This window comes from Actinocatenispora thailandica (assembly GCF_016865425.1).
In the GTDB taxonomy this organism is placed as follows: Bacteria; Actinomycetota; Actinomycetes; order Mycobacteriales; family Micromonosporaceae; genus Actinocatenispora; species Actinocatenispora thailandica.
On record NZ_AP023355.1, the window covers coordinates 6,635,387 to 6,661,867 of the forward strand.

25 protein-coding genes and 1 pseudogene are annotated in these 26,481 nt (G+C 73.3%); 10 read left to right on the forward strand and 16 right to left on the reverse strand.

The features are described from left to right. The first annotated feature begins 113 nt into the window (after positions 1 to 113). The 3 genes from Athai_RS29905 (at position 114) to Athai_RS29915 (ending at position 1,806) form a co-directional block, all read left to right on the forward strand. Entirely contained in the window at positions 114 to 566 is a 453-nt protein-coding gene (locus Athai_RS29905) for a hypothetical protein (protein WP_203964576.1), read from the forward strand. Between the two features lie 224 nt (positions 567 to 790). Continuing rightward, a complete protein-coding gene (locus Athai_RS29910; RefSeq protein ID WP_203964577.1) occupies positions 791 to 1,159 on the forward strand; it encodes an ArsR/SmtB family transcription factor in 369 nt (122 codons plus the stop codon). Continuing rightward, a complete protein-coding gene (locus tag Athai_RS29915) occupies positions 1,156 to 1,806 on the forward strand; it encodes an SRPBCC domain-containing protein (RefSeq protein WP_203964578.1) in 651 nt (216 codons plus the stop codon). Before Athai_RS29910 ends, Athai_RS29915 begins: the two co-directional genes overlap by 4 nt. Positions 1,807 to 1,897: 91 nt before the next feature. Here Athai_RS29915 and Athai_RS29920 read toward each other — a convergent pair whose 3' ends face one another. The 3 genes from Athai_RS29920 to Athai_RS29930 all read right to left on the reverse strand — a co-directional run bounded on the left by Athai_RS29920 (position 1,898) and on the right by Athai_RS29930 (position 5,743). Then, on the reverse strand, positions 1,898 to 3,775 hold the full coding sequence (locus Athai_RS29920; RefSeq protein ID WP_203964579.1) for a CHASE3 domain-containing protein: 1,878 nt from the start codon (positions 3,773 to 3,775) through the stop codon (positions 1,898 to 1,900). Positions 3,776 to 4,253: 478 nt separating this feature from the next. Further along, positions 4,254 to 4,661 (reverse strand): hypothetical protein, encoded by a 408-nt coding sequence (locus Athai_RS29925; protein WP_203964580.1) that lies wholly within the window; start codon positions 4,659 to 4,661, stop codon positions 4,254 to 4,256. 608 nt (positions 4,662 to 5,269) lie between these two features. After that, positions 5,270 to 5,743: a MarR family winged helix-turn-helix transcriptional regulator gene (locus Athai_RS29930; RefSeq protein WP_203964581.1), complete on the reverse strand. Its 474-nt coding sequence runs from the start codon at positions 5,741 to 5,743 to the stop codon at positions 5,270 to 5,272. Positions 5,744 to 5,931: 188 nt separating this feature from the next. Between Athai_RS29930 and Athai_RS34580 the strand changes: the two genes are divergently transcribed. Continuing rightward, on the forward strand, positions 5,932 to 6,612 hold the full coding sequence (locus tag Athai_RS34580) for a GAF domain-containing protein (RefSeq protein WP_239157255.1): 681 nt from the start codon (positions 5,932 to 5,934) through the stop codon (positions 6,610 to 6,612). Beyond that, entirely contained in the window at positions 6,519 to 7,157 is a 639-nt protein-coding gene (locus Athai_RS34585) for a PP2C family protein-serine/threonine phosphatase (RefSeq protein WP_239157493.1), read from the forward strand. Before Athai_RS34580 ends, Athai_RS34585 begins: the two co-directional genes overlap by 94 nt. Positions 7,158 to 7,532: 375 nt before the next feature. On the opposite strand, the gene Athai_RS29940 is transcribed toward Athai_RS34585, so the two are convergent. Together Athai_RS29940 and Athai_RS29945 are read right to left on the reverse strand one after the other, a co-directional pair. After that, positions 7,533 to 8,060, reverse strand: coding sequence for a serine hydrolase domain-containing protein (locus Athai_RS29940; RefSeq protein ID WP_338028191.1), 528 nt, complete (start codon positions 8,058 to 8,060; stop codon positions 7,533 to 7,535). 32 nt (positions 8,061 to 8,092) lie between these two features. Then, a complete protein-coding gene (locus Athai_RS29945; RefSeq protein ID WP_203964583.1) occupies positions 8,093 to 9,019 on the reverse strand; it encodes an alpha/beta fold hydrolase in 927 nt (308 codons plus the stop codon). A gap of 319 nt (positions 9,020 to 9,338) precedes the next feature. Between Athai_RS29945 and Athai_RS29950 the strand changes: the two genes are divergently transcribed. Further along, positions 9,339 to 10,667 (forward strand): MFS transporter, encoded by a 1,329-nt coding sequence (locus Athai_RS29950; RefSeq protein ID WP_203964584.1) that lies wholly within the window; start codon positions 9,339 to 9,341, stop codon positions 10,665 to 10,667. Between the two features lie 129 nt (positions 10,668 to 10,796). On the opposite strand, the gene Athai_RS29955 is transcribed toward Athai_RS29950, so the two are convergent. From Athai_RS29955 to Athai_RS29965, 3 genes are all read right to left on the reverse strand, one after another. Then, a complete protein-coding gene (locus tag Athai_RS29955) occupies positions 10,797 to 11,444 on the reverse strand; it encodes a GntR family transcriptional regulator (RefSeq protein ID WP_203964585.1) in 648 nt (215 codons plus the stop codon). A 135-nt stretch (positions 11,445 to 11,579) separates the two neighbouring features. Continuing rightward, positions 11,580 to 13,664: an NAD-dependent DNA ligase LigA gene (gene ligA, locus Athai_RS29960; protein ID WP_239157256.1), complete on the reverse strand. Its 2,085-nt coding sequence runs from the start codon at positions 13,662 to 13,664 to the stop codon at positions 11,580 to 11,582. Positions 13,665 to 13,826: 162 nt separating this feature from the next. Further along, the gene (locus Athai_RS29965) at positions 13,827 to 15,350 is read right to left on the reverse strand and encodes a carboxylesterase/lipase family protein (RefSeq protein WP_203964586.1); all 1,524 of its coding nucleotides are present in this window, start codon (positions 15,348 to 15,350) and stop codon (positions 13,827 to 13,829) included. A 67-nt stretch (positions 15,351 to 15,417) separates the two neighbouring features. On the opposite strand from Athai_RS29965, the gene Athai_RS29970 reads away from it, so the two are divergent. Beyond that, positions 15,418 to 16,017 (forward strand): TetR/AcrR family transcriptional regulator, encoded by a 600-nt coding sequence (locus tag Athai_RS29970; RefSeq protein WP_203964587.1) that lies wholly within the window; start codon positions 15,418 to 15,420, stop codon positions 16,015 to 16,017. Positions 16,018 to 16,278: 261 nt separating this feature from the next. Then, positions 16,279 to 16,935: pseudogene (locus Athai_RS29975) on the forward strand (DUF899 domain-containing protein); the annotation flags it as partial. A gap of 245 nt (positions 16,936 to 17,180) precedes the next feature. Here the strand turns inward: Athai_RS29975 and Athai_RS29980 are convergent. From Athai_RS29980 to Athai_RS29995, 4 genes are all read right to left on the reverse strand, one after another. Further along, a complete protein-coding gene (locus Athai_RS29980; RefSeq protein WP_203964589.1) occupies positions 17,181 to 18,176 on the reverse strand; it encodes a sigma-70 family RNA polymerase sigma factor in 996 nt (331 codons plus the stop codon). Positions 18,177 to 18,390: 214 nt separating this feature from the next. Continuing rightward, complete coding sequence (locus Athai_RS29985) at positions 18,391 to 18,894, reverse strand: hypothetical protein (RefSeq protein ID WP_203964590.1); 504 nt, start codon at positions 18,892 to 18,894, stop codon at positions 18,391 to 18,393. 332 nt (positions 18,895 to 19,226) lie between these two features. Next, positions 19,227 to 19,676 carry a nucleoside deaminase gene (locus Athai_RS29990; RefSeq protein WP_203964591.1) on the reverse strand — a complete coding sequence of 150 codons (450 nt, stop codon included), beginning with the start codon at positions 19,674 to 19,676 and terminating at the stop codon, positions 19,227 to 19,229. After that, positions 19,673 to 20,491 (reverse strand): LLM class flavin-dependent oxidoreductase, encoded by an 819-nt coding sequence (locus tag Athai_RS29995; protein WP_203964592.1) that lies wholly within the window; start codon positions 20,489 to 20,491, stop codon positions 19,673 to 19,675. Before Athai_RS29995 ends, Athai_RS29990 begins: the two co-directional genes overlap by 4 nt. 92 nt (positions 20,492 to 20,583) lie before the next feature. Between Athai_RS29995 and Athai_RS30000 the strand changes: the two genes are divergently transcribed. Beyond that, on the forward strand, positions 20,584 to 21,030 hold the full coding sequence (locus Athai_RS30000; RefSeq protein ID WP_203964593.1) for an Lrp/AsnC family transcriptional regulator: 447 nt from the start codon (positions 20,584 to 20,586) through the stop codon (positions 21,028 to 21,030). 22 nt (positions 21,031 to 21,052) lie between these two features. Here the strand turns inward: Athai_RS30000 and Athai_RS30005 are convergent, their stop codons facing one another. Further along, positions 21,053 to 22,138 carry an MFS transporter gene (locus Athai_RS30005; protein ID WP_203964594.1) on the reverse strand — a complete coding sequence of 362 codons (1,086 nt, stop codon included), beginning with the start codon at positions 22,136 to 22,138 and terminating at the stop codon, positions 21,053 to 21,055. Positions 22,139 to 22,419: 281 nt separating this feature from the next. Between Athai_RS30005 and Athai_RS30010 the strand changes: the two genes are divergently transcribed. Beyond that, entirely contained in the window at positions 22,420 to 23,394 is a 975-nt protein-coding gene (locus Athai_RS30010) for an ArsR/SmtB family transcription factor (RefSeq protein WP_203964595.1), read from the forward strand. A gap of 136 nt (positions 23,395 to 23,530) precedes the next feature. Here the strand turns inward: Athai_RS30010 and Athai_RS30015 are convergent, their stop codons facing one another. The 3 genes from Athai_RS30015 to Athai_RS30025 form a co-directional block, all read right to left on the reverse strand. Further along, positions 23,531 to 24,376 carry an arginase family protein gene (locus tag Athai_RS30015; RefSeq protein WP_203964596.1) on the reverse strand — a complete coding sequence of 282 codons (846 nt, stop codon included), beginning with the start codon at positions 24,374 to 24,376 and terminating at the stop codon, positions 23,531 to 23,533. Continuing rightward, positions 24,376 to 25,074, reverse strand: coding sequence for a GntR family transcriptional regulator (locus Athai_RS30020; protein WP_203964597.1), 699 nt, complete (start codon positions 25,072 to 25,074; stop codon positions 24,376 to 24,378). Before Athai_RS30020 ends, Athai_RS30015 begins: the two co-directional genes overlap by 1 nt. A gap of 270 nt (positions 25,075 to 25,344) precedes the next feature. Continuing rightward, positions 25,345 to 26,451, reverse strand: coding sequence for an NAD(P)/FAD-dependent oxidoreductase (locus Athai_RS30025; RefSeq protein ID WP_203964598.1), 1,107 nt, complete (start codon positions 26,449 to 26,451; stop codon positions 25,345 to 25,347). Positions 26,452 to 26,481: the final 30 nt, after the last annotated feature.

The window sequence follows — 26,481 nt, forward strand, 5'->3', positions numbered from 1 at the left end:
GCGGCCGGTCGTACTCTCGGGTGCACAGCGGACGGTGGTCCGACGGCACACGTCCTGGATTCGGTATGAAGCAGACGAGGCGCCACGGAACTCGTGCCGCCCGACTCGTGAGCGTGGTGGGCGCGGCCCTGGTCGCCGTCACGATGCTGGGCTCCTGCGCGCACTCCCGGCAGGCCGGAGGCAGCGCGTCCTCGCCGGCCCCGGCGCCGTCGGGGCCGGATCGGTCGGCGCTGGTCCGGTCGATCGGCCAGGAGTGCACCTGGTACGGCGGGTTGCAGGTGACGGTGCTGTCGGTGACGCGGCGCGACCGGGACGCGCCTGCCGGGCAGGCCGGATACGTGGTGGCGGTCCGGGTGGTCAACCACACCCCGAAGGGCTTCGCCACCGGCGGGCTGACGATGCAGCTGTGGCTGGGTGGCGCGCAGGCCCCGGCCACCGGCGACGATCGGGGCGCGCTGGGCAGGGGCTGCCGAATCAGGTCGTGGCGCCCGGCAAGCGGGTGTCCGGCGACTACGGGTTCACCGTCTCCCGGCGTCGGGCGTCGTCGACGGTGGCGGTGGGGTTGAAGCCCGACCCGGTGGTACAGCAGTGCGTGCTGAAGGGCCGCGCCGGCTGACCGGGACGGCCGCACCGCGCGCGCCGCGGCAGGCCGGCGCGCCCGGTCGTCTCCCGCCCGCTCGGCAGCGCCCTGCTGGTGACCCGCTGACCCGGCGGCTCACCGCGCCGAGCCACGTACTCGCCGGACAGTGATCAGTGTTGACTTATATAAGCAGGCCCTTATAATCGAGGCGTGCACGCGTTCGACATCCTCGGCGACCCGGTCCGCCGGTACATCCTCGAACTGCTGACCGCCGGCGAACTGCGGGCCGGCGACATCGTCCGCGCGGTCCGCGACCGGTTCGGCATCAGCCAGCCGGCGGTGTCCCAGCACCTCAAAGTCCTCCGGGAGTCCGGCTTCCTCGGCGTCCGCACCGAAGGAACGCGCCGGCTCTACTCGCTGGACGCGGCTCCGCTGCGCACCGTCGACGACTGGCTCGACCCGTTCCGGCGGTTCTGGGCCCCGCGGCTGGACGCGCTGGCAACCGAGATCGCCCGCGGCAAGAAGGCCCGGCGCGACGGCGACACCCGCACACCCACCCACGACGAGGAGGAATCATGACCGACGAACCCGACCGCATCATCGCCGCCCAGCCCGACGAGGTGAGCCGCGAACTCACCATCGAACGAGACGAGACCCAGCAGCGCACGGTGCAGACCATCAGCCAGTGCTTCCCCACGACGGTCGACGACCTGTGGCAGGCCTGCACCCGGCCGGACCGGCTGGCACGCTGGTTCGCGCCGGTCACCGGCGATCTGCGGCAGGGTGGCCACTACCAGGTGGAGGGCAACGCCTCCGGCGAGGTGGTGTCCTGCACCCCACCGCAACGGTTCACCGTGACGTGGGAGTTCGCCGGCGACACCAGCCAGCTGACGGTACGCGTCGAGCCCGACGGGGACCGGGCCCGGCTCACCCTCGAACACGAACACACCGGCGCCGCCGACTCCCCGTTCTGGACGCAGTTCGGGCCGGGCGCGACCGGGGTCGGCTGGGATCTCGCGCTGCTCGGGCTGTCCCTGCACCTCGTCGCGGGGCAGGACCGCCCGGCTGATCCGGCGTCCTTCGTCCAGGCCGAACCGGGGCGGCAGTTCGTCCGGGCCGCCAGCGAACGGTGGACCACGGCCTCGGTACGCGCCGGCACACCGGAGCAGGACGCCACCGGGGCCGGGCACCGCACGACGACCTTCTACCTCGGCGAGCAGGGCTGAGCCGCGGTACGGCGAGAGCCGCCCGCGCAGCTCGCGGAACCGTTGCGAACGGGGCGGTTCCGCCGACGTTCCGGGCCGCGCTCGTTCGGGGTCACGGTTCCTCGACACCGATCGGGATCCAGGCCGACACGGAGGTTCCCAGGCCGGGCGGGCTCGAGATGACCAGCCCGCCACCGAGCGCCTCGACCCGATCGATCAGGCCGGTGAGCCCGGTACCCCGGGACGGGTCCGCCCCGCCGGCACCGTCGTCGCGGACGACGATGCCGAGCCGGCCGTCGTCGTTGCCGACGGCCACGCTGATCGCCGACGCGTGCGCATGCCGGGCCGCATTGTCCAGCGCCTCCGCGACGACGTAGTACGCGGTGGCTTCCACCTCCGCCGACAGCCGGGACGTGAGCTTCAGATCCAGGTCGACGGGTGGCCGGCTGCGCCGGGCCAGCGCCCGCAACGCGGCCGTCAGGCCCTCCTCGGTGAGGATCTCCGGGTGGATGCCGAGCGAGATCTCGATGAGCTGGTCGACGAGTTCGTCCAGCTCGTCCGCGGCCCGGCCGACCTCGGCCCGCAGCCAGCGCCACTCCGCCGGTGCGTCGGACTCGGCCACCCTCAGGTCGAAGGACAGCTGGATCAGCTTGCGCTGGAAGCTGTCGTGGAGTTCGCGTTCGATGTGCTGCCGGGTGACGTCGACCGCGCTCACGATGCGCCGTCGCGAGGCCACCAGTTCGGCCCGCGCCTGGCTGTCGGCGATCGAGGTCGCCAACAACCTCGTGAACTCGGTGAAGCGGGCCTCGGGGTCGGTGTCCCCCACCGAACGCTGCCGCGACACCGAAACCAGCGCACCCCACGGTCGTCCCTCGACCAGGATCGGCACTCCGATCGTGGAGCCGACGTCCGCGACGGCGGCCCCGTCGCCCTCGCCGGGCACCTCCCGGTGCACCGGACGCCCGGAGACCGCCACGGACTGAGCCACCCGGGTGATCGCGGCGTCCGTCGAGCCGGCCGACCCGGTGGCGCGCCAGGTCGCCAGCGCGGTGACCGAACCGTCGGTCTCGAACCGGACGAGCCGGATCGTCCGGGCATCGAACAGCGTGCCCACCTCCTCGGTCACCGCGGTGAACAACGCGTCGGACCGGGTTCCCTGGGCGACGAGGGTCGCCACCCGGCGTAGCGTCGTCTGCTCGGCGATCACCTCGGACAGTGCGTCACGATTGCGTTCCAGAGAACGGCCCATCGTGTTGAACGAGCGTTCCAGGTCACCGACCTCGCCGGGGCCGTTCTCCTCGATCCGAATGGACAGGTCGCCGCCGGCGAGCCGGTTGGACATCGTCGCGGCGCGCTGGATCGGTCGCACGAAGAAGCGTCGCAGGTAGAGCACGTACGCGCCGATCACCAGGATCGAACCGGCCGCGCCGAGAACGCCCATCACGACCGTCCAGCGGGCGAGCGCCTCCGACTCGCGCGCGCGGCGGGCCTCGACCGCCCGTTCGGTGTCGTAGAAGCGCTCGAACTGGTCGCGCAGGGCGTCGAGGCGGCGCTTCCCGTCCTCCAGCGTGGCCGTGCTGCGGGCCGAAGCCTGACCCGACTTCGCATCGCTGAGAACCGGCAGCGAGTACTCGTCGATGTACGAGTTGACGCCCTGCAGGAGCTGCTCGACCTGGCGCTTCCGCGCCGGGCTGGTGACCGAGTCGCGCAGCTCCGCGGCGATCGACGCGTAGCTCGCCCGGGCGTCGTCCAGCGGTTCGAGGAACCGTTCCTGTCCGGTCAGCAGGTACCCTCGTTCGCCGGTCTCGATGTCGACGACCAGCCCCTCCAGTTCGCTGGCGAGGGCCAGCGTGTGCTGCGACTGGAGCGTGCGCCTGGCGGTCTCCTGTTGCCGCGCCACCGCGAAGACCTGCGCGGCGAAGACACCGCCGACGATCACGGCGAGAATCGCCCCACCGACCGCGATCCGGGTAACCAAACCTGTCCGCACGACCCCTCCTCGACGCACGGCCCGGAACCGGTCGTGGCAGCGCACCGGCCGTCCGGCAGCGGCGGTGACGTCGTCGCCTCCCGGCGCGCACCCGTGCATCGCCCTGGCCCCGTACCGTCACCGACAGTGTGACAGTTGGGGCCCTCAACCGGCACCAGACCGCGCAACGCGGTCGGAATGCCCACGTCGGCACGGGTTCGAATCCCCCGAAGGTGGGTCGCATGCCGGCCCGCCGCCGGGGTACCGGGGGACACCTCTGCACCACCCGGCCCGCCTCCCGCCTGAGGTGTCCATGATGGACAGTTTCACCACGGAAAGAACCTTCACCGCTGTGGATCTGCCGGTACCTCGGGGGTGGGCCCCACCCGCCGGCGAGTGGGGGCGAACGGCCGGCGGGTGGGGCGGCCCGCGCCGTGGCAGCGGGGGGATCACCGCGACGGCGCGGGGAACCGGGACCAGGGCCTGGCGCGCCGGTGCGTCAGGCGGCGGGGTCCTCGACGCGCGCGTCGACGCGGCAGGTGTGTTCGCCGGTGGCCGCGGCCCAGTCGGTGGCCATCAGATCGAGCGTGAGTTCGGTCAGCTCCGGCATGCTCCACGCGCTCGCCGCGGGCTTGTCGAGCGTGAGCGACAGCACCCCGCCGTGGCGGCGGTATTCCCGCCACCGGACGGTGAGGACCGCCGGCCCGGCGTGCGCGTGATGGATGTCCGCGGCCAGCCCGGCGGCGATGAGCGTCCCGCGCAGCGCGGCGACGTCACCCATCGTGCGGTGCCGTACGCAGTCGCGTACCGCGGCGCGGGCGACCTCCTGCGACTCGACGGTGTCCGGGATGCGAACCTGCCGGCACCACGATCCCTTCGTAGCGCGGCGAATCGTTGCGTTCCGCACGGGCGACCTCCCATCGGACCGACGCGTTCGGGCAGAACCAGGACATACCCGCGCCGGCGCCTCGGTAATCAGGCGCCGGCGGCGAACACCTCGGCGCACGCGTCGCAGGCCCGGCTCCAGCACCGCACTCGACCGGTCGTGGTCAGCGATCGCCCGCAGCCCCACGCCGACTTCCACTTACGGGGGACGCTGACCGAGCCACCCCCGGGCCGGCGACCGGTTCCGACGCGCCGACGTGTTTGGTTGTCCGACAACAATCAAAAGTGACCGAGCTGGGCATGAACCGACCGATGCGGCCTGTTGGGCCGGATCGCCGCCGTCAGAAGCACCGAACCCATCGGTTGCGCGCGCTGTCGTGTCCTGAGATGTGCCCGTCAGGGCGCGAGAAGTCGCCGCCGGGCGGTCCACACCCCCCGGAGCGGGCCGCCCGGCGGACGCCGGATGCCGCGAGTGCCATCGCCGAGACCGGGTGGGCGCAACGGTTGGCAGCTGTCGTTCCAAGCGCGGACACTCGATGCGACCGTTCAGGAGAGGCTAGCGTATCTATTGCCGCACGACAAACAACCGGGATCGTCCGGGCCGCCCCGAGGCACGTCGGGGCACCCGGGTCAGGCCGGCCGACTCCGGCCCGAGACCCGGATGCTGGTGCCCGCGGCCGCCGCGAAGGCAACGAGCCCTCGACGCAGGGCCTGCTGCTGGGTCGCGGGCATCCGGGCCATGACCTCACCGATCAGCTTCCGCCGCTGCCGCCGCACGTCCCCGAGCAGCCGGCGACCACGGGCGGTGAGAGTTATCTCTATCAACCGCCGATCGTCGTCGACCGGTTGCCGCGCCACCCATCCGGACGCCTCCAGGCGATCGCAGACCCGACTCACCGACGGCATGCCCATGTCGAGGGTGGCCGCCAGGGTGCTGACCACCGGGGCCTCGTACTCCTCGATGGCCTCCAGCACCCGCAGCTGGGTCGCGGACAGGTGGCTGTCCCGGCTCTGCACGCCGCTGCCGAACCGTTCGCTGAAGACCCGGCCGGCTTCCTCGACGGCCGCGATCACCTCGTCGCCGATCTCTGGAGTGAGCGCCATACCTCCATCGTCGCACATCGCCCGCAGCACCGGCCGGACGCCGGACCCGGTACCGTCGGCGGCTGTTTCGGCCCGAAACGGCCACCCGACACCCCGCAGCAACCGGAGCGGTTCGGTATCTTTGCCATGCGACAACCAACCGCCCGGTGGCAGCCGCGGCACGCCATCACCGCACGAAGGCGAGCAGGATGAGCCAGGTTCTGGAAGAGCCCGACGAGCACGCGGCCAGACTCGAAGCGATCGATCTGCTGACCGACTCCGCGCTGGCCGAGCTGAGCCTCCGGGACCTGCTCGACGAGCTGCTGGAGCGCACCTGTGAGGCGCTCGGCGCCGAGACCGCGATGGTCCTGCTGCTCGACCGGGGCTCCGACGACCTCGTCGTCGCCGCGAGTCGCGGGTTGCCCGACGAGAAGCGGTACGGGACCCGGGTGCCCGTCGGCGCCGGATTCGCCGGCCGCGTCGCCGCCTCCCGCAGCCCCGTCTACCTGGACCGGGTGGACGCCACCACGGTGCTCGACCCCGCGCTGAGCAGCGCCGGACTGCGCGCGCTGCTGGGGGTTCCGCTGATCAGCTTCGGTGACGTCATCGGGGTGCTGCACATCGGCTGCTTCGACCCCGCGACTTCGACGACGGGGAGGTCGCGCTGCTGCAGATGGTCGCCGACCGGGTCGCGCTGGCCGCCCAGTCACGCCGGTCTCGGCTCGAACACACCGCCGCGGAGACGTTGCAGCGAAGCCTGCTGCCCGGTCGGTTGCCGGACCTTCCCGGCCTGGAGATGGCGGCGCGCTACCTGCCCAGCGAGCAGACCGGCGTCAGCGGCGACTGGTACGACGTGTTCTCGCTCGACTCCGGCGCTCTCGGCATCGTGATCGGCGATGTCGTCGGGCACGGCCTCCGCGCCGCGGTGGTCATGGGCCGGCTCCGCAGCGCCCTTCGCGCGTACGCGCTGGACAACGACGACCCCGCCGAGGTCGTGACGAAACTCGATCGCAAGATCCAGCACTTCGAGCCGGGCGTCACCGCCACCGTCGCGTACCTGATCGTCGCGCCATCCCGAGACAGCTTCCGGATCAGCCTCGCCGGCCATCCGCCACCGGTACTGGCCGGTCCCGACGGCACCGGCCGCCTGCTGCGAGTCACCCCCGACCTGCCGCTGGGCGTGGGCGTACCCCGAGCACGGCACACCCACGTGGTGCCGTTGCCGCCGTCCGGCCTGCTCTGCCTCTACACCGACGGGCTGATCGAACGGCGCGACCGCCCGATCAGTTCCGGCATCGGCGAACTGTGCAGCCTGCTGGACACCAGCTCTGCGGCACGGGCCTGCGCCAGCGCGGTCACCACCATGATCGGAAGCCGCCGGCTCACCGACGACGCCGCGGTCTTCGCGCTCCGCCGGGCCGACCCCGCCCGGTAGGCGTCCCGCCCGGCACGTGCCCGGAATCGGTTCCGCGACCTCGCTCACCGGTCGCGCAGCGTGTGAAGGTGTTCGCGCGTCGTGTCGATCGTGCCCGCCCATCTGCTTCGGCTCCGGGGTGCCGGTCGGTCGCCGCGTCCGGGCGGTCACGACACCGAGCCGCCGGCCCCGCACGAACGGCGGAACCGGCAGCGGCAGGGTCAGTCGTCGATGGCCTGGTAGACGCTGGTCCAGAAGTCGTGGATCAGCTGTGCCGGGTCCGGGCAGCACAGCCCGACCTGGGTGAGCAGGACCCCGGTCAGATCGTTCTGCCGATCGGCGTAGGCGGAGGTGCCGGTACCGCCGTCCCAGCCGAACTGCCCGAGCGGCGCGTAGTCACCGCGGTCGAGGCGTACCCCCATCCCGAAGCCCCAACCGCCGTGCTGTCCCTGCCCGAAGCTGAGGTGCACGTTGTCGCGGGCCAGCGCGGTACGGGCGGCGTTCTGCTCCGGGGTCAGGCGGTTGGTGGTCATCAGCTCCACCGCGGGCCGGGACAGGATCCGCTCGCGCGCGGTGGCTGCCATGGTCGAGCAGCATCCGGAAGTAACTGTGATAATCGTCCACAGTGGAGACCAGCCCGCCCGCTCCGGAGGGGAAGGCCGGTGGCTTGCTCCAGCGTCCGGTCTCGGCTTCGTCCCACACCGGGAACTCCCCTGTCCCGTCCGGGAAGTAGACCGAGGGAAGCCGGTCGATACTGTCGGCGGGAACGTGGAAGCCGGTTTCTGCCATGCCCAGCGGGTCCAGCACCCGCTCGTGCAGGAACTCGGCGAACGGCTGGCCGGCGGCCCGGGCGACGAGTACGCCGAGCAGGTCGTGGGCGAGGTCGTACTGCCAGCGTTCGCCGGGCTGGTAGGACAGCGGCAGCCCGGTTTCGGCAAGCCCGCTGTTCGATCAGGTCAACAGACGTCGCGGATCGAGCGGATCACCAGGTCCGGCCGGTCGACGTGGATGTGGTGCCCGGAGTCCGGTACCACGACGTGCCTGCCGCCCGCCACGGCGGCGAGCTGTTCCTGGGCAGCGAGCACCGGCGGGACGTACAGCGGTGGCCGGCCCTTCGTGGCGGTCAGCGTCACCACGGGAACCTTCGGCCAGACCGCGGTACGCCGCCGGTCGGCGAGCTCGTCGAGATGGTGCAGCACCATCGGGAACTCGTCGAGGTGCATCCGCAGTTGCTCGTCGGTCGCCAGGTACCAGCGCCCGGCGTCGAGCAGCAGCGCGCGAACGGCGGGATCGTCGCTCGCACCGCGCGCCACCTCGCGGTCCAGTTCCTCGGCGGAGCTCGACACGTCGGCGCTTCGTGGATCGGCGCGCGGCGGTGCCGCGGGGTCGGAGTAGCGGGCCCACTCGCGCACCGCCGCGGGCTCCGGTGGCCGCAACCACAGGCTCTCGTGGGACGGGTCGACCAGCACCAGGCCCGCGACCAGGTCGGGGCGCCGCCACGCAGCCAACTGCACCAGCAGGCCACCCCAACTGTGCCCGACGAGTACGCACGGTTCCGGGCCCGCCGATTCGGCCACCGCGATCAGGTCGGCAAGCTGCCCGTCGAGGCTGACCGCCGCCGGGTCGCTCGCGCCGTAACCCGCGCGGTCGTAGGCGAGCACCCGATGGTCCGGCGCGAGGGCGGCGAAGACGACAGCCCAGGTGGTCGACGGCGAGCCGATGCCGGTCTCGAAGACGACCGCCGGCGCCGCGGATCCGGCCTCCAGCCAGCGCAGGAAGCGACCGCCCCGGTCCAGCTCGCGGCGTGCGACACCGCCGCCGACGAGCGCGTCGAACGCCGCGGCCGGCGGGTCCGGGAGGGAGTTCGAAGCGGTCAACGGCACCCCGCGTGACTGTCCTGGTCGGTGGTCGGTGGTCGGTGGTCCCCGCGACGGTAGCGGCGGTGGCCGACCGTGTCCACACCGCGACCGGCGATCGGGCCCACGCCCCGACACGGCGAACGTCCCGACATGGTTGGCGACGTCCCGGCGCGGCAGGTGTCCCGGCACGGTGGGCGACGTCCCGGCGCGGCGGGCGTGCCCGGTGCCGGGACACGCGTACCGGTCGGAGGGTCTGGCGCGAGTGTGGCTCACGCGACAGTGCGGAGCCGGCCGCCACGGTGAACACTAGGATCCCAGTGGGATCCTAGTAAGGGTGGTGCGGGTGGGCTCGTCACAGCCGGCGGACACGGTGCCGTGGCAGTCGGTGCCGGAGGTACGGGCGGCGCAGTCGCGCACCGTGCGGCTGCTCGCCGCCGCGCAGATCGTGGGTGGAATCGGGGTGGGCGCCTCGGTCTCGATCGGCGTCCTGCTGGCCGAGTCGATCGCCCGCTCGGAGTCGTACGCCGGGTTGGCCCGCACCTCGTCGGTGCTGGGCGCCGCCCTGGTCGGGGTGCCGTTGGCGCTGCTCGCACAGCGCCGCGGCCGCCGTACCGCGCTGAGCACGGGGTGGCTGGCCGCGGCGGCCGGCAGTGCGCTGCTGGTACTGGCCGCGGTGGTGGCGTCGGTCCCGCTCCTGGTCGTGGGCATGCTGCTGTTCGGGGTGGGCAGCGCGACGAACCTGCAGGGCCGGTACGCGGCGGCCGATCTGGCGCTGCCGCACCACCGGGCCCGCGCGTTGTCGACGGTGGTGTGGTCGACGACGGTCGGCGCGATGATCGGCCCCAACCTGGGCGCTCCCGGCGCGGTCGTCGCCGCCGCGCTGGGGCTGCCCCGGCTGGCGGGCGCGTTCGTGTTGTCGACCGGGTTCGCGCTGGCCGCGGCGGCACTGCTGCGGGTGGGGCTGCGCCCCGATCCACTGTTGCTGGCGCAGCGGCGGCAGCCCGCGGCGGCGACACCCGCAGGGGCACCCGGTACCGCGGGGCGAACGTCGCCGACCGCCGCGGCGCGGCCGGTGTGGCGGCAGCTGCGACGTTCGCCGCGGGCCGGTTTCGCGTTCGTCACGGTGGTGCTGGGGCACACCGTGATGGGTGCGGTCATGACGATGACACCGGTCAGCCTCGCCGGCGAGGGCATGACGCTGACCGTCGTCGGGTTCACCATCACGGCGCACGTACTGGGCATGTACGCGTTCGCACCGGTCGTCGGCTGGCTGGCCGATCGGATCGGCCAGTTCCGGGTGATGCTGCTGGGGCAGCTGACCTACCTTGCCGCCGTACTCGTGGCCGGCGTGGGGCACCGGTCGATGGGGTGGGCGATGGCCGGGCTGTTCCTGCTGGGCCTGGGCTGGTCGTGCAGCCTGGTGGCCGGGTCGGCGATGCTGAGCGCCGCGACGGAGCCGTCGCTGCGGCCGGCCATGCAGGGTACGGCCGACACGACGATGAACCTGGTGGCAGCGGTCGCGGCGGGGTTGGCAGGGCCGCTGACCAGCCGGCTCGGCTTCGGCGGGTTGAACGCGGCCGCGGCGGTGCTGGTGGCGCCCGTACTGCTGGCCGGGCTGGTGCTGTGGCGGATGCAACGACGGCCGACCCGAACCCCTGCCGCCGCGCGGTAGCCGCATTCCGGGAACCACCCGCAGGCTCGACTGGCCCGCGGCACGGACAGCTGCGTTCCGGGCGCCACCGCGTCCCCTGTTCCGGGCACCATCGCCGAACCCGCCACCGGTGGCGATGCCGCGGCTGTCTCAGGCGGGGCCGAGCACCGGGCCGTGCGTCTCGGTCAGGTGCCGGCGCAGCGTGTCGGCGAAGGCGGCGACGTCACCGTGCCGGAGCGCGCCGACGAGCTGTTGATGCTCGTCGATGAGGTGCTCGGCGCGGGCAAGCAGGTGCTCCTGCTGGGCGTGCAGCAGCTGTCGCTGCCGGTCGGACAGGCGGCGGTTGAGCCCGATGAGGTAGGTGTTGTCGCCGGCTTCGACGAAACTGCTGTGGAACTTGACGGTCAGCTCGATGAAGTCGCCGACCCGGCGGCGTTGCAGCGCCCTGCGTTGCTGGTCGACCAGCCGTTCCAGCTGGTCGGCGATGGTCTGCCGTTGACTCGCGTCGGTGCGGCTGACGCCGCTGGTCTCCAGGGTGAGGCGCGCATCGGCGAGGTCCTTGAGCTCGCGCGGGGTCAGCGAGTTGACCAGCGCGCCGCGCTGCGGGTAGATGGTGACCCAGCCGTCCTCGCGCAACCGGGCCAGCGCGGAACGCACCGGGGTGCGGCTGACGCCCAGCGCGGCGGCGAGGTCGTTCTCGCTCAGCAGCATGCCGGGCGGGTAGGTGCCGTCCACGATCCCGGCGCGGATCGACTCGTGCGCCTGTTCCGCCGCCGAGCGGGGCCTGGTTGCGCTCATTGCCACCTTCGGTCGGTTGCGCGCCGCGGACTCGCGCCTGCCTGCACCGATCTTAGGACGCGGGCGGCCCCGTACGGCGCGGTGCTCGCCGGCCGGCGGCCCGCCGGGCCGCGGAACCGCCACCGCGCGGGCGGGTCAGCCGAGCAGGTCGGCGACCAGCGCGGCGAACTCGTCCGGTGTGGCGAGGCGGATGCCGAGGGTTTCGGCCCTGGCGCGCTTGGATCCGGCGTTGCCGCCGGCCACGACCAGGCTGGTCTTCTTGGACACGCTGGACGACGAGCGGCCACCGGCCCGCTCGATCAGTTCGTTCATCTCGTTGCGGCTCAACGCCTCCAGCGGCCCGCTCATCGCGCCGGTGACCACCACGGTCATCCCGGCCAGCGGCCCGGCACCCGGGCCGGTCGCCTCGCCGTCGTCATCGGATCCGGCGGCCGGTGGCCGCGGGACGGCGCCGGGTTCGATCATGTTCACGCCGGCCGCGGCGAGCTTGTCGATCAGCGGGGACAGCTCGGCGAGCTCGGCGACGATGGACGGCGCCTTCTCCCCGCCGATCCCGTCGACCTGCTGCAGTGCCTCGGCGTCGGCGGCCCGGATCGCGTCCATGGTGGCGAAGTACCGGGCGATGCGGCGCGACATCGAGCGCCCCGTACCGCGGACGCCGAGCGCGCACAGCACCCGGGACAGCGGCTGCGCCTTGGCCGCGTCCAGCGCGGCGAGCAGGTTGTCGGCGCTGGTCTCGCCCATCCGTTCCAGGTCGAGGAGTTGGTCGCGGGTGAGGGTGAACAGGTCGGCGAGGTCGGCGACCAGCCCGGCATCGACCAGCTGCACGACCCGGGTGCCGCCGAGACCCTCGATGTCGAGCTGGTCCCGGCCCGCCGCGTACGACAGCGAGGCGACCAGGTGGCAGTTGCGGCCCTGCGCGCAGCGCCAGCGTTCCTGGCTGGTGTCGATGGCGGAGCCGCAGCGGGGGCACACCTGCGGGAACACGATCTGCCGCTCGGCGCCGGTGCGCAGGTGCGCGACCGGGGCTTCGATGCGGGGAATGACATCACCGGCGCGGTGCACCATCACGTGATCGCCGAGGCGCAGGTCGCGGCGGGTGATGTCGGCCGGGTTGTGCAGCGTCGCGTAGCTGATGGTGGCGCCGTCGATCTCGACCGGCTCCAGCACGCCGCGCGGCGCGATGATGCCGGTGCGGCCGACGTTCCACTCCACCTCGACGAGCCGGGTGATCTTCTCCACGGCGGGCAGCTTGTACGCGATCGCCCACCGCGGGGCCCGCGATCCCGACCCCGCGGCCCGCTGGTCGGCGGCGAGATCCGCCTTGATCACGATGCCGTCGATGCCGAACGGCAGGTCGGCCCGCAGCGCGGCGATCTGCTGGACGCGGGCGAGGACCTCCGCGGTGCTGCCGGCCGTGACGCCGGGCACCTGGGTGCTGGCCGTCGTGTGCACCCCGAACTCGGCGGCGCGGCCCATCAGCTCGCTGTGCGCGAGGTCGGTCAGCCGCGCCGCGAGGGCGTCGTCGGTGTCCGGCAGCGGCAGCAGGCCGTAGCAGAAGAACGTCATCGTCGCGGGGTAGGCGCGGTCCCGGGCGCGCAGCGAGCCGGCCGCGGCGCTGCGCGGATTGGCGAACGGCTGGCCGCCGTGCGCGACGCGCGCCTCGTTGGTCCGTTCGAACTGGGCGACGGTCATCAGCACCTCGCCGCGCACCTCCACCGTCACCGGCGCGGCCAGCTCGGCCGGCAGGCCCTCGACGGTGCCGATCGCGTGCGAGACGTCCTCGCCCGCCGTCCCGTCGCCGCGGGTGATCAGCCGGGTCAGCCGACCCCGGACGTACCGCGCGGCGACCGCCAACCCGTCGAGCTTCGGCTCGACGCTGAAACGTTCCGCGTCGTGGCCGAGCCGGCGCGACAGCGACGCCGCCCACCCCTCGAACTGCTCCGGCGAGAACACGTTGTCCAAGCTGAGCATGGCGACGGTGTGCGGCACGTCGCCCTCGGCGGCACCGCCGGCGACCTTCCCGGTCGGCGAGTCGGGCGACACCTCGTCGGGGTGCGCGGCCTCCCAGGCCGCGATCCCCCGCACCAGCACGTCGTACGCGTCGTCGTCCAGCGGCGAGCCGCCGCCCGCGTAGTAGGCCGCCGCGGCCTGCACGGCGTCCTCGACCGCCCGCGCGTAGGCGGCGGCATCCACAATCTGCGCAACGGGCATCGTCATGCCTGTCATCCTGCCTGCCACCACCGACAACACCCCCGCACCTCACCCCGCGGCGGCGTGGCCGGGAGGATCGCGGCCGGTTGCGGTGGTTCGCGCGCCACCCCGCCCGCCCTCCTCGCCGAGGTGTGGGAGCGGCCGGAACCGTCCACGTCGCGGCGTCCGTCACTTCGCGGGTACCGAGCCCGGGCCTGCGACGTCGAACGGGGTCGGCGGGTGGCCCGCCCAGATCCGCTGCGAGACCCGTTCCGGGTAGCGCACGGTGCCGGACTCGACGTCCAGGACGCGGGTGAGGCCCTGGTCCGGGTGGTGTGCCGGCCATCCGGGGTCGCCGGTGGTGACGAAGCCGACCCACGCGTCACCGAGTTCCCGGGAGACCCGCCGGACTGCCTCACCGGGGGCATCGCCGAACACGCTCCTGCCGGCGGGGCTGTCCAGGGTGCCGAAGGCGAGGGGCACGTCCAGGCTGTGACAGGCCCCGAGGGCACCGCCGGCCGCCGTCGCGGCCAGGCACAGCTCGAACAGGTGGGACGTGCCGCCCGCGGCGGTGTTGGCGTGGGCGAGGTGCAGGGACGGCATCCGGAACAGGGCGTCGGACTCGACGGTCTCCAGCAGTTCGCTGGCGGTGGCCCCCTGGCGGGCCGTCCGGTAGGCGTGCGGTCCGTGCGGCTGGGGGGCGAACAGGTCGAGCGCGACCTGTGCCTCCTGGTCGGTGAAGGTGTGCGCCCGGCCGGCCATCACGGAGAAGAGCCGGAACTCGTCGCGGGTGTGCCCGACGAGGAGTTCGATGCCGTCCGCGCGGCCGCCACGCAGCGCCGACCAGGGGGTCTCGGGGAGGACGTCACCGTCGATCTCGGGGCAGACGGCCACGCCCAGCGCGGCGAGGCGGCCCCACCGCTCGCGGTCGGCCGACAGGTCCGCGTCGAGCGCGGTGAGCTCGTCGGCCAGCCGGTACGGGTCGACGGCGCTCAGCGCGGTGGCGGTGGGTGCCGTTCCCAGCCTGGCGGCGAGAGCGGCGGTGACCTGGCTGGCCAGCGCCGGGGTGATGTGGTTGCCCGGTACCGAGTGGGTGATGGCCCGCCGGAAGAGCCCCCGTGCCGATGGCATGGTGAGCAGCGCTGCGATCGAACCCGCTCCGGCGGACTGGCCCGCCACGGTGACCAGGGCGGGGTTCCCACCGAACCGCTCGATGTTGCGCCGCACCCACTGCAACGCGGCGATCTGGTCCAGCAGACCGCGGTTGGGTGGGGCGCCCGGCAGGTGGGCGAACCCCTCGACGCCGACCCGGTAGTTGAGCGTCACCACCACGATCCCGGCGGCGCACAGCCTCGCGGCGTCGTAGCTGGGATCGCTGCCCACGCCGGTGATGTAGGCGCCGCCGGGGATCCACACCAGCACGGGCAGGCCTGCCGCCCCGGGATCGGGGGTGGACACGTTCAGCGTCAGCCAGTCGGTCTGGCGCTCCGACGCCGCCTGCACCGGCCCGGATTGCGGCGGCAGCGGCCCGAACTCGACGGCCTGCCGGGTGCCGTCCCAGGCCTCCGGCGGTGCGGGTGCGGCGAAGCGGAGATCGCCCACCGGGGGCCGGGCGTAGCGAAGACCGCGAAACTGTGCCATCCCCGAACGCCACCGCCCCACCACGGTGCCCGCCATCGTCCGCACGACCGGGTGCTCCGACGTGCCAGCCATCTCGATCCTCGCCCTCTGGTTTCAAGTCAGTTGTATTGTTACCCTATCGGCAACGGGACGAGGTGACATGCCGAAGAGGGTCGACCACCGCGAACGTCGCGAGGAGATCGCGCGCGCCCTCTGGCGCGTGGTGGATCAGCGCGGCCTGGCCCGGGCGACGCTGCGCGAGGTGGCCAGCGAAGCAGGCGTGTCGCTCGGGCGGCTGCAGCACTACTTCTCGAACCGGACAGCGATGCTCACCTTCGCGATGGACTTCGCCGCGGAACGGACCGCCCAACGTGTCGCCGCCGGACTCGCCGGTCTCGGCCAGCCGGCACATCCACGGGACGTGCTGCGAGTCACCCTGACCGAGATGCTGCCCCTGCACCCGGATGCCCGTGCCACCAGCCGGATGAGCACCGCCTACGTCCTGGAGGCGCTGCACGACCCGGCGCTGCATGACCGGGCCCGCGCCGGCCTGCGCGACGGGAGAGCCGGGGTCGAAGGGCTGATCCGGCAAGCGATCGCCGACGGGTACCTCGCCCGGGACCGCGACCCGGCCGTCGAGACCGACCTGCTCCTGGCCCTCACCGGCTTCGGCACGCTGCTGGACCTGCACGTGATCGAGCCGCACGACGCGCTCACCGCCATCGACGAGCACCTCGACCGGCTCTTCAGCCCGCGGTAGCCACCACTCCGGCCAGCGCCCGCCGATCCGGCGGGGACCGAGCGACCCGGCCGCGGTGCGGTGCCGGCGGCCGGCTCCCCGGCACGGGACACCGGCCGGGCCGCGAACTGGGCGGTCGCCGGGCGCTCACTTCGCCCCGATCCCGCTGTCTGTATCTACGACCGCCCGAACGATCCGGGCGGCCTCCTCCCGCGGCGGGCGAGCCAGAGGTGCCCACCGCGGCCCAGGAACGCGCCCGAGAAGCGAGGAAGAGGTACCCGGATGAGGACACCACCGGTCGTGTCGGCGCAGCAGTGGGAGCAGGCACGCCAGGAACTGCTCGGCAAGGAGAAGGAGCTGACCCGGGCCCGGGACGCGCTGGCGGCCCAGCGCCGGCGGATGCCGTGGACGGCCGTGCACAAGCAGTACGAGTTCGACGGGCCGGCGGGCCGCGCGAGCCTGCTCGACCTGTTCGAGGGCCGCCGCCAGCTGATCGTCTACCGCGCGTTCCTGGAACCCGGCGTCCACGGCTGGCCCGACCACGCCTGCCTCGGCTGCTCGATGATGGCCGACCACGTGGGCAATCTGGCGCACCTGAACGCCCGCGACACCACGCTCGCGTTCGTCTCACGTGGACCGCAACCCGACATCGAGCGGGTCAAGAACCGGATGGGCTGGCGGATCCCCTGGTACACCATCCTCGGCGACTTCGACGCCGACTTCGGGGTGGACGAATGGCACGGCACGAACGCGTTCCTCCGCGACGGCGAGACGGTGTACCGCACCTACTTCGTCAACGCCCGGGGCGACGAGGCGCTGGGCAACACCTGGAGCTTCCTCGACATCACCGCGCTCGGACGGCAGGAGAGCTGGGAGGACTCGCCGGACGGCTACCCGCAGGCCGCGCCGTACGAATGGTGGAACTGGCACGACGAGTACGGCCGGGCGGCCCGGGTCGACGCGGAATGGCTGAGCCGCATCGACGGCGCGGTGGAAGCGGGCCAGGCCGGCACCGGACGCCCCGCCGCCGAGGAGCGCCGCACCTCGTGACCCACCCGGATGGCCGGACCGCCGGTACCTCCACCGAACGAGAGGCCCCGATGCCGTCACCGGCCCCCGCCGCTCCGGGGCGGTCCGGCCCGGGCGTGGCCGGCGGCGACGCCGCTGCCGGCCACGCCGGTCACTCACCGGGGAAGCGAACGCGGCAGCCCGAACCAGCTCAGCAGGCCGCCGTCGAAGCGGGTCAGCGCACCGATCCGGGCACCGGACAGGGAAAGCACGACGAGCCCCTCCCCGCGGCGGGTCGCCCCGCCGGAGCGGCGGTACAGCCCGAACGCCGGCTGCCCGTTCGCCCGCGTCGGTACCAGATGGTAGGCGCGCTGCGGCAGGACGGCCGCGTAGAACCGCCGCACCGCGCCGATCCCCTGGTACTCCAGCGGGACCGGGGGCATGGACACCCGCACGTCGTCGGTGAGCAACGCGACCAGCGCGTCGACGTCACTGGCCTCGAAGGCGCGGACGAACCGCGCCACCAGCTCGTGCTCGGCCGGCGACCCGGGCGCGGGAGCCGGCTCGCCGCCGGCCGGCGTCCGCTGCCGCAGGCTCGCCCGGGCCCGCCGGAGCGCGCTGGTGACCGACGCGACCGTCGCGCCGAGCATCGCCGCCACCTCGTCGGCGTGGAACCCGAGCACGTCACGCAGGATCAGCACCGCCCGCTGCCGCGCGGGCAGCAGCTGCAACGCGGTGACGAACGCCAACGAGATGGCCTCGGTCCGCTCGTACCGGGCTTCCGGCCCGAGCGGTAGGTCGGCGGCACCTTCCAGGAGGGCATCGGGGAAGGGTTCGAGCCACCCGACCTCGGTCGGCCGGGTCGGCGCCGGCAGCCGCATCTCGCGGGCGTCCCACTCCCGAGCCGGGCGCCGCCTCGCCGAGCGGAGCATGTTCAGGCACCGGTTGGTGGCGATACGGTGCAGCCAGGTTCGGATCGAGGCCCGCTCCTCGAACGCCGGGAACCCCTGCCAGGCGCCCAGCAGCGTCTCCTGCACCGCGTCCTCGGCGTCCTGGACGGATCCGAGCATCCGGTAGCAGTGCACCTGCAGCTCCCGCCGGTACGGCTGCACCAGCTCGCGGAACGCCACGCTGTCCCCACCCCGCGCCCGGGTGATCGCATCGCTGCCCATCAGACTCCTCCCGCTCGCCCTCACCCGGTACGGACACCGCCCGAGCCACGAACTGAGCGGTCGGCGCGGTCCAGAACGTACCGGCGGGGCCGTCGGGTGGGCGACGCCGCACTTCGGCGCGGGCCGCACCGCGATCACCGCGGCCCAGGCAACCAGGACGGGCCGGGCGGCACCAGGGTCACCGCACCGCGTGTCGAACCGGGCGGGCGCTGCGTCACGCCCCCGGCCCGGCGGTACGGATGCCCTTCCGCTTGCGCTCGCGCTGGACCCTGCGCTCGAACCGCGCCTGCAACTGCGGCAGGGTCGGCCAGCGCCGCTGCCAGTCGGGCGACGACGCGTGGTGCTCCGGCAGCTCACCCCGCCGCCGCACGACGTACTTCTCGAAGTCGCGGATCTCGCCAGCGGTCGGCCGGTTCTGCCGGCGGACGTGCAGCACCAACCAGACGACCAGCATCACCGCGCCCGCGAACAGGAACGGCGGGATGCCCGGCGCGCTCGCGACGTCCGAGTAGCTGGCCGGCGAGCCCGACCCACCGAGGTAGCACTCGTCGCCGGGACGCATCCGGAACTGGCCGCACATCGGGCCGTTGTGCTCGTCGATCGTCGCCAGCAGGAAAGCCGACACCACCAGCGCGGCGGCCCCGACCAGGGTCACCACGATCGTGGCCACCCGTGCGTGCCTCGGCCAGCGGTATTCGATCAGTCGCAACCGAGCCACACCGACCCCCTTCCAGCACGAGCGAGGCAGCGGGCCGACCGCCGTTCCGCCGGGCGCCCGCAGCGGGCCAGCACGCGACCGCGACAGGCTCCATACCGGCGGAGCGCCCGCCGCGAGAAGTCTTCCCAGCGAACCCGTTGCCGGCAAGGTGAGAAGCTGTCACCGTCTGCTTCCTGCCAGTTCCGGCCACTCCGCTTGCGAGTGCCGAACCTGATCGCGCGGGTTGTCGCAGTCCGCATCGGCCGGCTCGTCGTGCGCCGGCCGGTGGGGCGATGCCCGGCAGATGGGCACGGTGCCGTTGCGCTGCCCGTCAGCCGTGCCGGGACGGCAGTTCAGTCGCGGCGCGGGGCGGGCGGCCGGTGGTACTCCTCGATGGGCAGTCGCGCCACTTCGAACAACGCGGGACCGTCCTGCGGCACCCCCGGTCGCGCGGAACCCGGGTTGAGGTCGACGAGTTGAGCGGTGGACAGCGCGTAGACGACCCGGCCCAGCCCGGAGCGGTCGATGCCACCGGTGCACATCCCGCAGGGCTGGCAGCTGGTGTACATGGTGGTGCGGGCGGCGGTGTCGGCGTCGAGTTCCCGGGCGGCCCATCGGGCGAGTTTCAGCTCCGGGTGGGCGGTGATGTCGTCGTCCCGCCGCACCGTGTTGTGCGCTTCGACCAGGATCGTGCCGTCCGGGCCCGCCAACAGGGAGCCGTAGGGTGCGTCGCCGAGTTCGATGGCGCGGGTGGCGATGTCGATCGCCCGGCGCAGCAGCGTCTCGTCGGTCGTACTGATCATCGTGCCGCCTTCCGGTGGGTGGCCACGGCGGCGAGCGCCTGCCAGGCGGCCTGCGGGTGGTGGGTCTCCGCCGGATCCCCGTGGTACGGGTCGAGCACGACGGTGCCGGCGCCGAGCCGGCGAAGGTCGTCGAGGTCGGCCATGATCTGCTCGATGCTGCCGACCCCGGCGGGCCGGTCGGGATCGTGGATCGGCGTGCCGGTCAGCCGCAGCGCGATCCGGGGTGCGAATCCGGGCAGCGGGTGGGTGTCCAGAACCGACCGCATCCGCTCGATGGGCAGGCGCAGCGGGTGCCAGGCGTCGCCGTACCGGGCGGCCCGCCGGAGGGCCGCCTCGCTGTGGCCACCGACCCAGATCGGTACCGGCGTGCCGTGGCCGCCGGCCGTCTGCGGCCAGGTGTCGCGCAGCGCGGCGAGGTGGTCGTCGGTCAGCCTGCCCCGGGAGGTGAAGGGGAGGCCGAGCGCGGCGAACTCCTGGCGGGCCCAGCCGACGCCGACCCCGAGTACGAACCGGCCGCCGCTGAGCTGGTGCAGGTTGGTGGCCATCCGGGTGACCAGCAGCGGGTGCCGGTAGGGCAGGACCAGTACGGTCGTGCCGAGCCGCAGCCTGGTGGTCGCACCGGCCAGCCAGGACAGCGTGGTGAACGGCTCGTAGAACGGCTCCGGGTAGCGCTCGGCGACGTCGGCTGTGAGGGCCACGTGGTCGGACACCATGAGCAGGTCGAAGCCGAGGCCCTCCACGATCCGGGCCCAGTCGCGCAGCACGCCGGGATCGGTGCCGGGGCCGAAGTTCGGTACGTTGACGCCGAGTTGCATGGCCAGAGATTAGCCGGAGTTCCATCGATGGGGAATGACCATTTCGCGGTCGGGGCCTGTCTTCACCACGGTTTTCCCGGTAAATTCGCCAGATGACCGCGAACCTCGATGACATCGACTGGGCGATCGTCGACCAGTTGCAGTGCAACGCCCGCCTCTCGCTCAGCGAGCTGGGGCGGCGGGTGAAGCTGGGGTCCTCGGCCACCGCGGAACGGGTCCGCAACCTGGAGGCGTCGGGCGTGCTCACCGGCTACCGGGCGGTGGTCGACCTGTCGAAGGTCGGCTACCCGGTGCTGGCCGTGGTGCGGCTGAAGTACCCGGGCAACCATCACCAGCCGCTGCGCCAGCTGCTCGCCGAGCGGCGGGAGATCCTGGAGTGCCTGCGGACCACCGGCGACGACTGCTACACGCTGAAGGTCGCCGCGACCTCGATGGGGCACCTGGAGTCGCTGATGGACGAGCTGGCCGGGCTGGGCAGCACCACCACCAGCGTGGTGTACAGCCAGCCGCTGCCGTACCGCGGGCCGGTCCGGCCCTGAACCGGTGCTGCTGGCCGGCGGCTCACACCCGGGCCGGCTGTTCCCGCCTCGCGGCGGCGTTGGGCAGCTGTCGGACCGACCGCACCAGTAGCGGGGCGAGTGCGGCGGCGAGGTAGGCGATGCCGCAGGCCAGGGCGACGTGCGCACCGCCCCAGTACGCCGCGGCCGGCCCGACGAGCAACTGGCCGACCGGAATCGCCGCGTACGACAGCAGGTCGTCGTAGGACGAGACGCGGGACAGCACCTCCCGCGGGACGTGCTGCTGGATGGCGGTGTCCCAGGTGACGCCGGAGACCGTCAGGCCCAGCGCGCCGACGAACGCGCAGGCCGCCAACGCCGGCGCGCCCGCACCCAGGCCGAGCGCGAGCAGCGGCAGCGCCGGCAGCGCCCCGGCCAGCCGCCCGGCGCGCAGCGGTCGCCGGAAGACCAGCCGGTACATCAGCACGCTCATCACCAGCAGGCCGACCGCCCGGACGCTGAGCACCATGCCCCAGGCGGCCTCGCCGCTGCGCGACCTGGTCAGGGTCGGTCCGAGGATCTGCCACGGACCCACGTTGACCAGGTTGATCACGCAGTAGGACAGCGCGACGGTGGACACCCAGCGGATCGAGCGGAACTCCCGCCACCCGTGCCGGATGTCGGACAGCAGGTGGCTGCGCATGCTGGGCATCCGCCCGGTACGGCGGGGCAGGCGGGCGAGGAAGCCGGTGGCGGCAAGGTAGCTCAGCGCGTCCACGGCGATCGCCCAGCCGCCGCCGAAGCCGACGACGATCAGGCCGGCCGCGGTGGGGCCGAGGATGCGGGTGGCGTTGCGGGTCGAGGCGAGTACCGAGTTGGCGCGCTGCAGGTCGTCCGCGGGCACCAGTTCGGGTACCACGCCCCGCAGCGCGGGGGAGGCGAACGCCGCCATCGCCCCGTTGCCCAGTTCCAGCCCGACCACCAGCGGCAGGCTGTAGTGCCCGGTGAGCAGTACGAGCGCCACCGTGCCCTGGGTGAGCCCGGCCCCGAGGTTGGCGGCGATCAGCACCGCGCGGCGCGAGAAGCGGTCCGCCACGGCGCCGCCGACCAGGAGCAACAGCAGCTGCGGGGCGATCTCGGCGGCGAGCACGACGCCGAGATCGCCCGCGTGCCCGGAGGCGTTCAGTACCCGAAGGCGAGCGCCACCGGGGCCATCGCGCTGCCGAGCTGGCTGACCAACCGGCCGAGGAAGAACGGGCGGAACGGCGGGACCAGGAGCGACTTGAGGGTGATGAGCACGTACCGAGGCTCCGGAGTGCGCGCGCGGCCCGCTATCCTTGCGACGAAATTCGCAACCATGCTGCCGGCACGGTCGGGCCGGCCGGGTACGGGAGGAACGTTGCGCAGGCAGGCGAACGCCGGAGCCCGGACGTGACGCTGCTGCGGCTCACCCCGACCGCCCTGGCGCGGTGCCGGTTCGCGCTCTCGCCACTGGCGGAGACGATGGGTGCCCTGGTGGCGCTGCACCGCGGGTACGCCGAGCCGTGGCTGGCCCGCTGGCAGGCCGACAACCAGCCGGCATACCGGTCCTGGCTGGCCGTCGACGAGTTCGCCGCCGGCCTGCTGTCACTGCTCGCCGCGACCAAGTGGCTGCCGGATCTGGTCGCGCCGCCGCCGGCCGGCGGCATGCACACCCGCCTGGCCGACGAACTCGCCGACGTCGCCGGGCACTCCGACGCCGCGGTACGCGCGATGATGCCGGACGCGATCGCGGCGAGCTGGGAGCCGCAGGACACCGGGTGGCTCGCCGGTTCCGGGCTGGCCGGCCGGATCGCCGCGGTGTTCGAGCAGGGCTGGCAGCGGTTCGTCGCACCGGACTGGGCGCGGCGCCGCGCGGTGCTGGAACGCGACGTGGCGCACCGGGCCGGCGTGCTCGCCGCGTACGGCTGGCAGCAGGCGGTGCGGGGCATGACCCGCCGGTCGGTCTGGGTCGGCCGGGACGCGATCCGCTTCTCCGACCAGGACTATCCGGACCGGCTGATCACCGACGAGGGGCTGATCTTCGTCCCGCACACCACCGGGCGCGGCTCCTGGACCTGCGAACGGCCGCACCAGTACGCCCTGGTGTACCCGGCCCGCGGCCCCGCGGCCGAGCCCGACACCGCGGCCGGCGACCCGCTGGCGACCCTGCTGGGCCGCGGGCGCGCCCGCGTCCTGCGCGAACTCGCCGCCCCGGCGACCAGCAGCCAGCTCGCGCAGGTCCTCGGCGTGTCGCTGGGCACCGTCAGCACCCACCTCGCCGTGCTGCGCGACGCCGGCGCCGTCTCCCGGGCCCGCGCCGGCCGCAGCGTCGTCTACACCCGTACCGACCGCGGCGAGAACCTGTGCGCGCTGCTCGCCGATTGATCATCCCGGGCCCACGAACCGCCGCCCCACACCGCCATCGGCACGCGCAAAGCCGGGCGGCTCGTCCACCGCTGGGCCAGCCGGGACGGCGGGGTGCCGGACGGCGGGATGCCGGGCTCCCCGGGATCGACGGCGGTCACCGCACCCCGTCGGGTGCCGTGCGGAGTACGGAGCCGGTCGCGCGTTCGGGCCATACCGGGTTGGCGCCGAGCGCTGCAGTGAGGCGGCCGATGGTCTGCCGGGTGGCGCGGTCGTCGACGTGCTCGGGGAGCCAGGCGCAGGCGAGGTAGGCGGCGGCGATGTCGGCGGTGGCGCAGGCGGCGGCCAGGCAGTCCTCGATCCGGGTGAGGGACGGCCCGGGGCCGGCGGGGAACCGCGCGCCGGGTAGCTGGGCGCCGTCGATGACGTCGATGTCCAGGTGCAGGTAGACGGGGGTGGGGCCGAGTTCGTCGAGGGCGGCGGCCACCGCTGCGGGGTCGGCGGGCACGCGGCGGACGTGGCTGACGGTGAGGGCGTCGCGCTCGGCGGGGTCGAGGTCGCGGGCGTCCGCGAGCACGACGCTGGTGTCCGGGACGGGGCGCAGGTCGAGGGTGTCGTCGAACAGGCCCGGTGTCCGGCCGGTCAGCATGGCCAGTGCCATGCCCCCGAGGTAGCCGCTGGTCGAGATGGCCGGGGTGTTGAAGTCACCGTGCGCGTCCAGCCACAGTACGGCCAGGTCACGATGGCGGCGCTGCAGCGCGGCGACCGCCGCGCGGGTGGTCGGACAGTCGCCGGAGAGCACCAGGGGCCGGGCAGCCGGGGTCACCGCGTCGAAGGCGGCCCGGTGCAACCGGCTCATCCGGGCGGCGACGGAGCCGGCGGGCAGGTCCGGGCAGGGAACTCGGGTGGCGGTGGCGGGGATCGGGAACGCCGGCACCTGCTCGTCGAGGTGCCAGGGCGTGACGATCAGGTCCCAGGCGCTGTCGGTACCGCGGTCAGCCATCAGCTGTCCCTCTCTTTTCGGTCGGCGAGCAGGTCGAGCAGCCGTTGCAGTTCGGCGGCGCCGGCGCCCAGGTGGGCGGTGAGTTCGGCCCTGGCTTGCTCGGGGCTGCGGTGCAGCGCGTCGAGCAGCTGACGGTGGTCGTCCACGGTGCGGCCGAGTTCACGGCGGGAGCGCTCGGCCAGGGCCAGGGCGAGGCGCTGTTCCTGCTGGAGCTGCCCGTGGAAGCGGCGCAGCCGGGGACTGCCGGTGGCCGCGACCAGGGTGGCGTGGAAGAGCCGGTCGCCGTCGAGCGCCTCGATCGTGTCGCCGTTCTCGAAAGCGCGCTCTATCCGGTCGACCAGGCCGGCCAGGTTCTGGTAGATCACCGGGTCCCGGTGCTCGGTGAGGGCGTCGACCGCGACCAGTTCCACGGCAGCGCGGGCGGCATAGATGTCGGCGACATCCGACCCGGTGATGTCCGCGACGACGACGCCGCGGTTCATCTGGTAGCGGACCAGGCTCTCGCTTTCGAGAATCCGCGCGGCCTCGCGCAGCGTGCTGCGGGAGATGCCGAGCTCCGCGGCCAGGGAGGCTTCACGCAGCGGAGTGCCCGGCGGCAGCCGGCCGCAGAGGATCGCCTGCCGGATGGCTTCGGTGGCCTGCTCGGCGGTGCTCTGTCGTTGGATGCTCGCACCGAGGCCGGAGATCGGGCTCGTCACCTCACCAGTCCTCCCACGCTCGAGTCTCTGGCCGCGCCGTACCCGTCGGCGAGCCGCGCGGCCCCGCCGCGTGGACGCTGCGGCCGGAAGCGCGCTTGCTCGGATCAGGTTGTCATATTGTCCGACAATCTGGCAAGGCGTGGATCGCCGATCGCCCGGAACGGAGGACGACGTCGGGTCCCCGGAGCACGTCGCGTCAGACCCTGGAGCACGTCGCGTCCGGCCCTGGAGCACGCCGGGTCAGGCCCTGGAGCACGTCGGGTCCGAATCTCACTCCACCTGGTGCCCGAACCGTTCCGCGAACCGGGCGGTGAACAGGTCCGTCCCCTTGCGCCGGATCACGGTGTCGAGCGGGGCAGCGACCGGGAGCCCGTCCTGGTCCGGCATCTGGCCGACGCCCCCGCGGGTACCGAGGGGCAGCAGGATCCTGCGCGTGCGGGCCGGCTGGTACCCGGATCGGGGTGGCTCGCCGCGCAGTTGGGCGCGAACGTTCTCCACGACCACCAACGCCTGCGTCTGGGCGTGGGTCGCCATCTTGGCGTCGGGCAGGTCGGCGATGTCGCCCACCGCGTACACGTGCCGGTGCCCGCGCACGGCGAGATGCTCGTCGACCGGGACCGTCGCACGGTCGGTGAGCGCGACCAGCTTTCCGTCCGCGAGGTAGCCGGTGTTGACGCGGGCCCCGAAGCTGCGGAACCAGATGTCGGCGGTGATCTTCTCGCCGCCGGTGGTCGACACGGTGAAGGTGCCGGCCGTACCGTCCTCGAAGGGTGGCAGGCCGTCCAGCGCCGTACCGAGTCTCAGCTCGATGCCGAGCGCGTCGAGCTGGCGGCGTAGCTCCCGGCGCACCTCGGGCAGGAAGCCGGGCAGGATCTCGGCGGCGGGATCGACCACCACGATGCCCTTGTGCGGCCAGGCCTCGCGGATCTCGCCGGCCAGCTCCAACCCGACCGGGCCGGCGCCGAGGATCAGCACGCGCTCGGCGCGCGCGAGCTGGTCGTGGGTGGCGCGCAGCTCGGCCAGGGCCTGCGCCGCGCTCGTGGCCGCCTGCCGGGGCCGCGCCGGATACGAGTAGCTCGATCCGGTCGCGAGGACCAGGTAGTCGGCGTCCAGCCGACCGCCGCCGGCGAGCGTGACACCCCCGGCGTCCACCGACGCGGCCAGGTCTCGGAGCACCCGGCCGCGCGCCAGCAGGGCCCGGTACGGGAAGAACACGTGGTGTGCCCAGTCGGGCCGGGCCAGCGCCCGCAACGAGCCCGCCACGTTGACGAACGTGTCGCGGGGGTCGACGAGTACGACCTGCGCGTCACCATCGAGCTCCTTCGCGACCAGCGTCCCGGCGTAACCGCCGCCGACGACCGCGACGACTTCTCCCATCTGCGGCAGCCTTCCTCTCGCAAAAGTTGA

Coding starts and splice junctions, on each gene's coding strand:
- Athai_RS29915 (WP_203964578.1), top strand. CDS start 1,156: ATGACCGACGAACCCGACCGCATCATCGCCGCCCAGCCCGACGAGGTG.
- Athai_RS29990 (WP_203964591.1), bottom strand. CDS start 19,676: ATGATCAGTACGACCGACGAGACGCTGCTGCGCCGGGCGATCGACATC.
- Athai_RS30025 (WP_203964598.1), bottom strand. CDS start 26,451: ATGGGAGAAGTCGTCGCGGTCGTCGGCGGCGGTTACGCCGGGACGCTG.
- Athai_RS29980 (WP_203964589.1), bottom strand. CDS start 18,176: ATGGGCAGCGATGCGATCACCCGGGCGCGGGGTGGGGACAGCGTGGCG.
- Athai_RS29995 (WP_203964592.1), bottom strand. CDS start 20,491: ATGCAACTCGGCGTCAACGTACCGAACTTCGGCCCCGGCACCGATCCC.
- Athai_RS29930 (WP_203964581.1), bottom strand. CDS start 5,743: ATGGCGCTCACTCCAGAGATCGGCGACGAGGTGATCGCGGCCGTCGAG.
- Athai_RS29965 (WP_203964586.1), bottom strand. CDS start 15,350: ATGGCTGGCACGTCGGAGCACCCGGTCGTGCGGACGATGGCGGGCACC.
- Athai_RS34580 (WP_239157255.1), top strand. CDS start 5,932: ATGAGCCAGGTTCTGGAAGAGCCCGACGAGCACGCGGCCAGACTCGAA.
- ligA (WP_239157256.1), bottom strand. CDS start 13,664: ATGACGATGCCCGTTGCGCAGATTGTGGATGCCGCCGCCTACGCGCGG.
- Athai_RS30015 (WP_203964596.1), bottom strand. CDS start 24,376: ATGGCTGACCGCGGTACCGACAGCGCCTGGGACCTGATCGTCACGCCC.
- Athai_RS29970 (WP_203964587.1), top strand. CDS start 15,418: ATGCCGAAGAGGGTCGACCACCGCGAACGTCGCGAGGAGATCGCGCGC.
- Athai_RS29955 (WP_203964585.1), bottom strand. CDS start 11,444: ATGAGCGCAACCAGGCCCCGCTCGGCGGCGGAACAGGCGCACGAGTCG.
- Athai_RS30000 (WP_203964593.1), top strand. CDS start 20,584: ATGACCGCGAACCTCGATGACATCGACTGGGCGATCGTCGACCAGTTG.
- Athai_RS34585 (WP_239157493.1), top strand. CDS start 6,519: ATGGCGGCGCGCTACCTGCCCAGCGAGCAGACCGGCGTCAGCGGCGAC.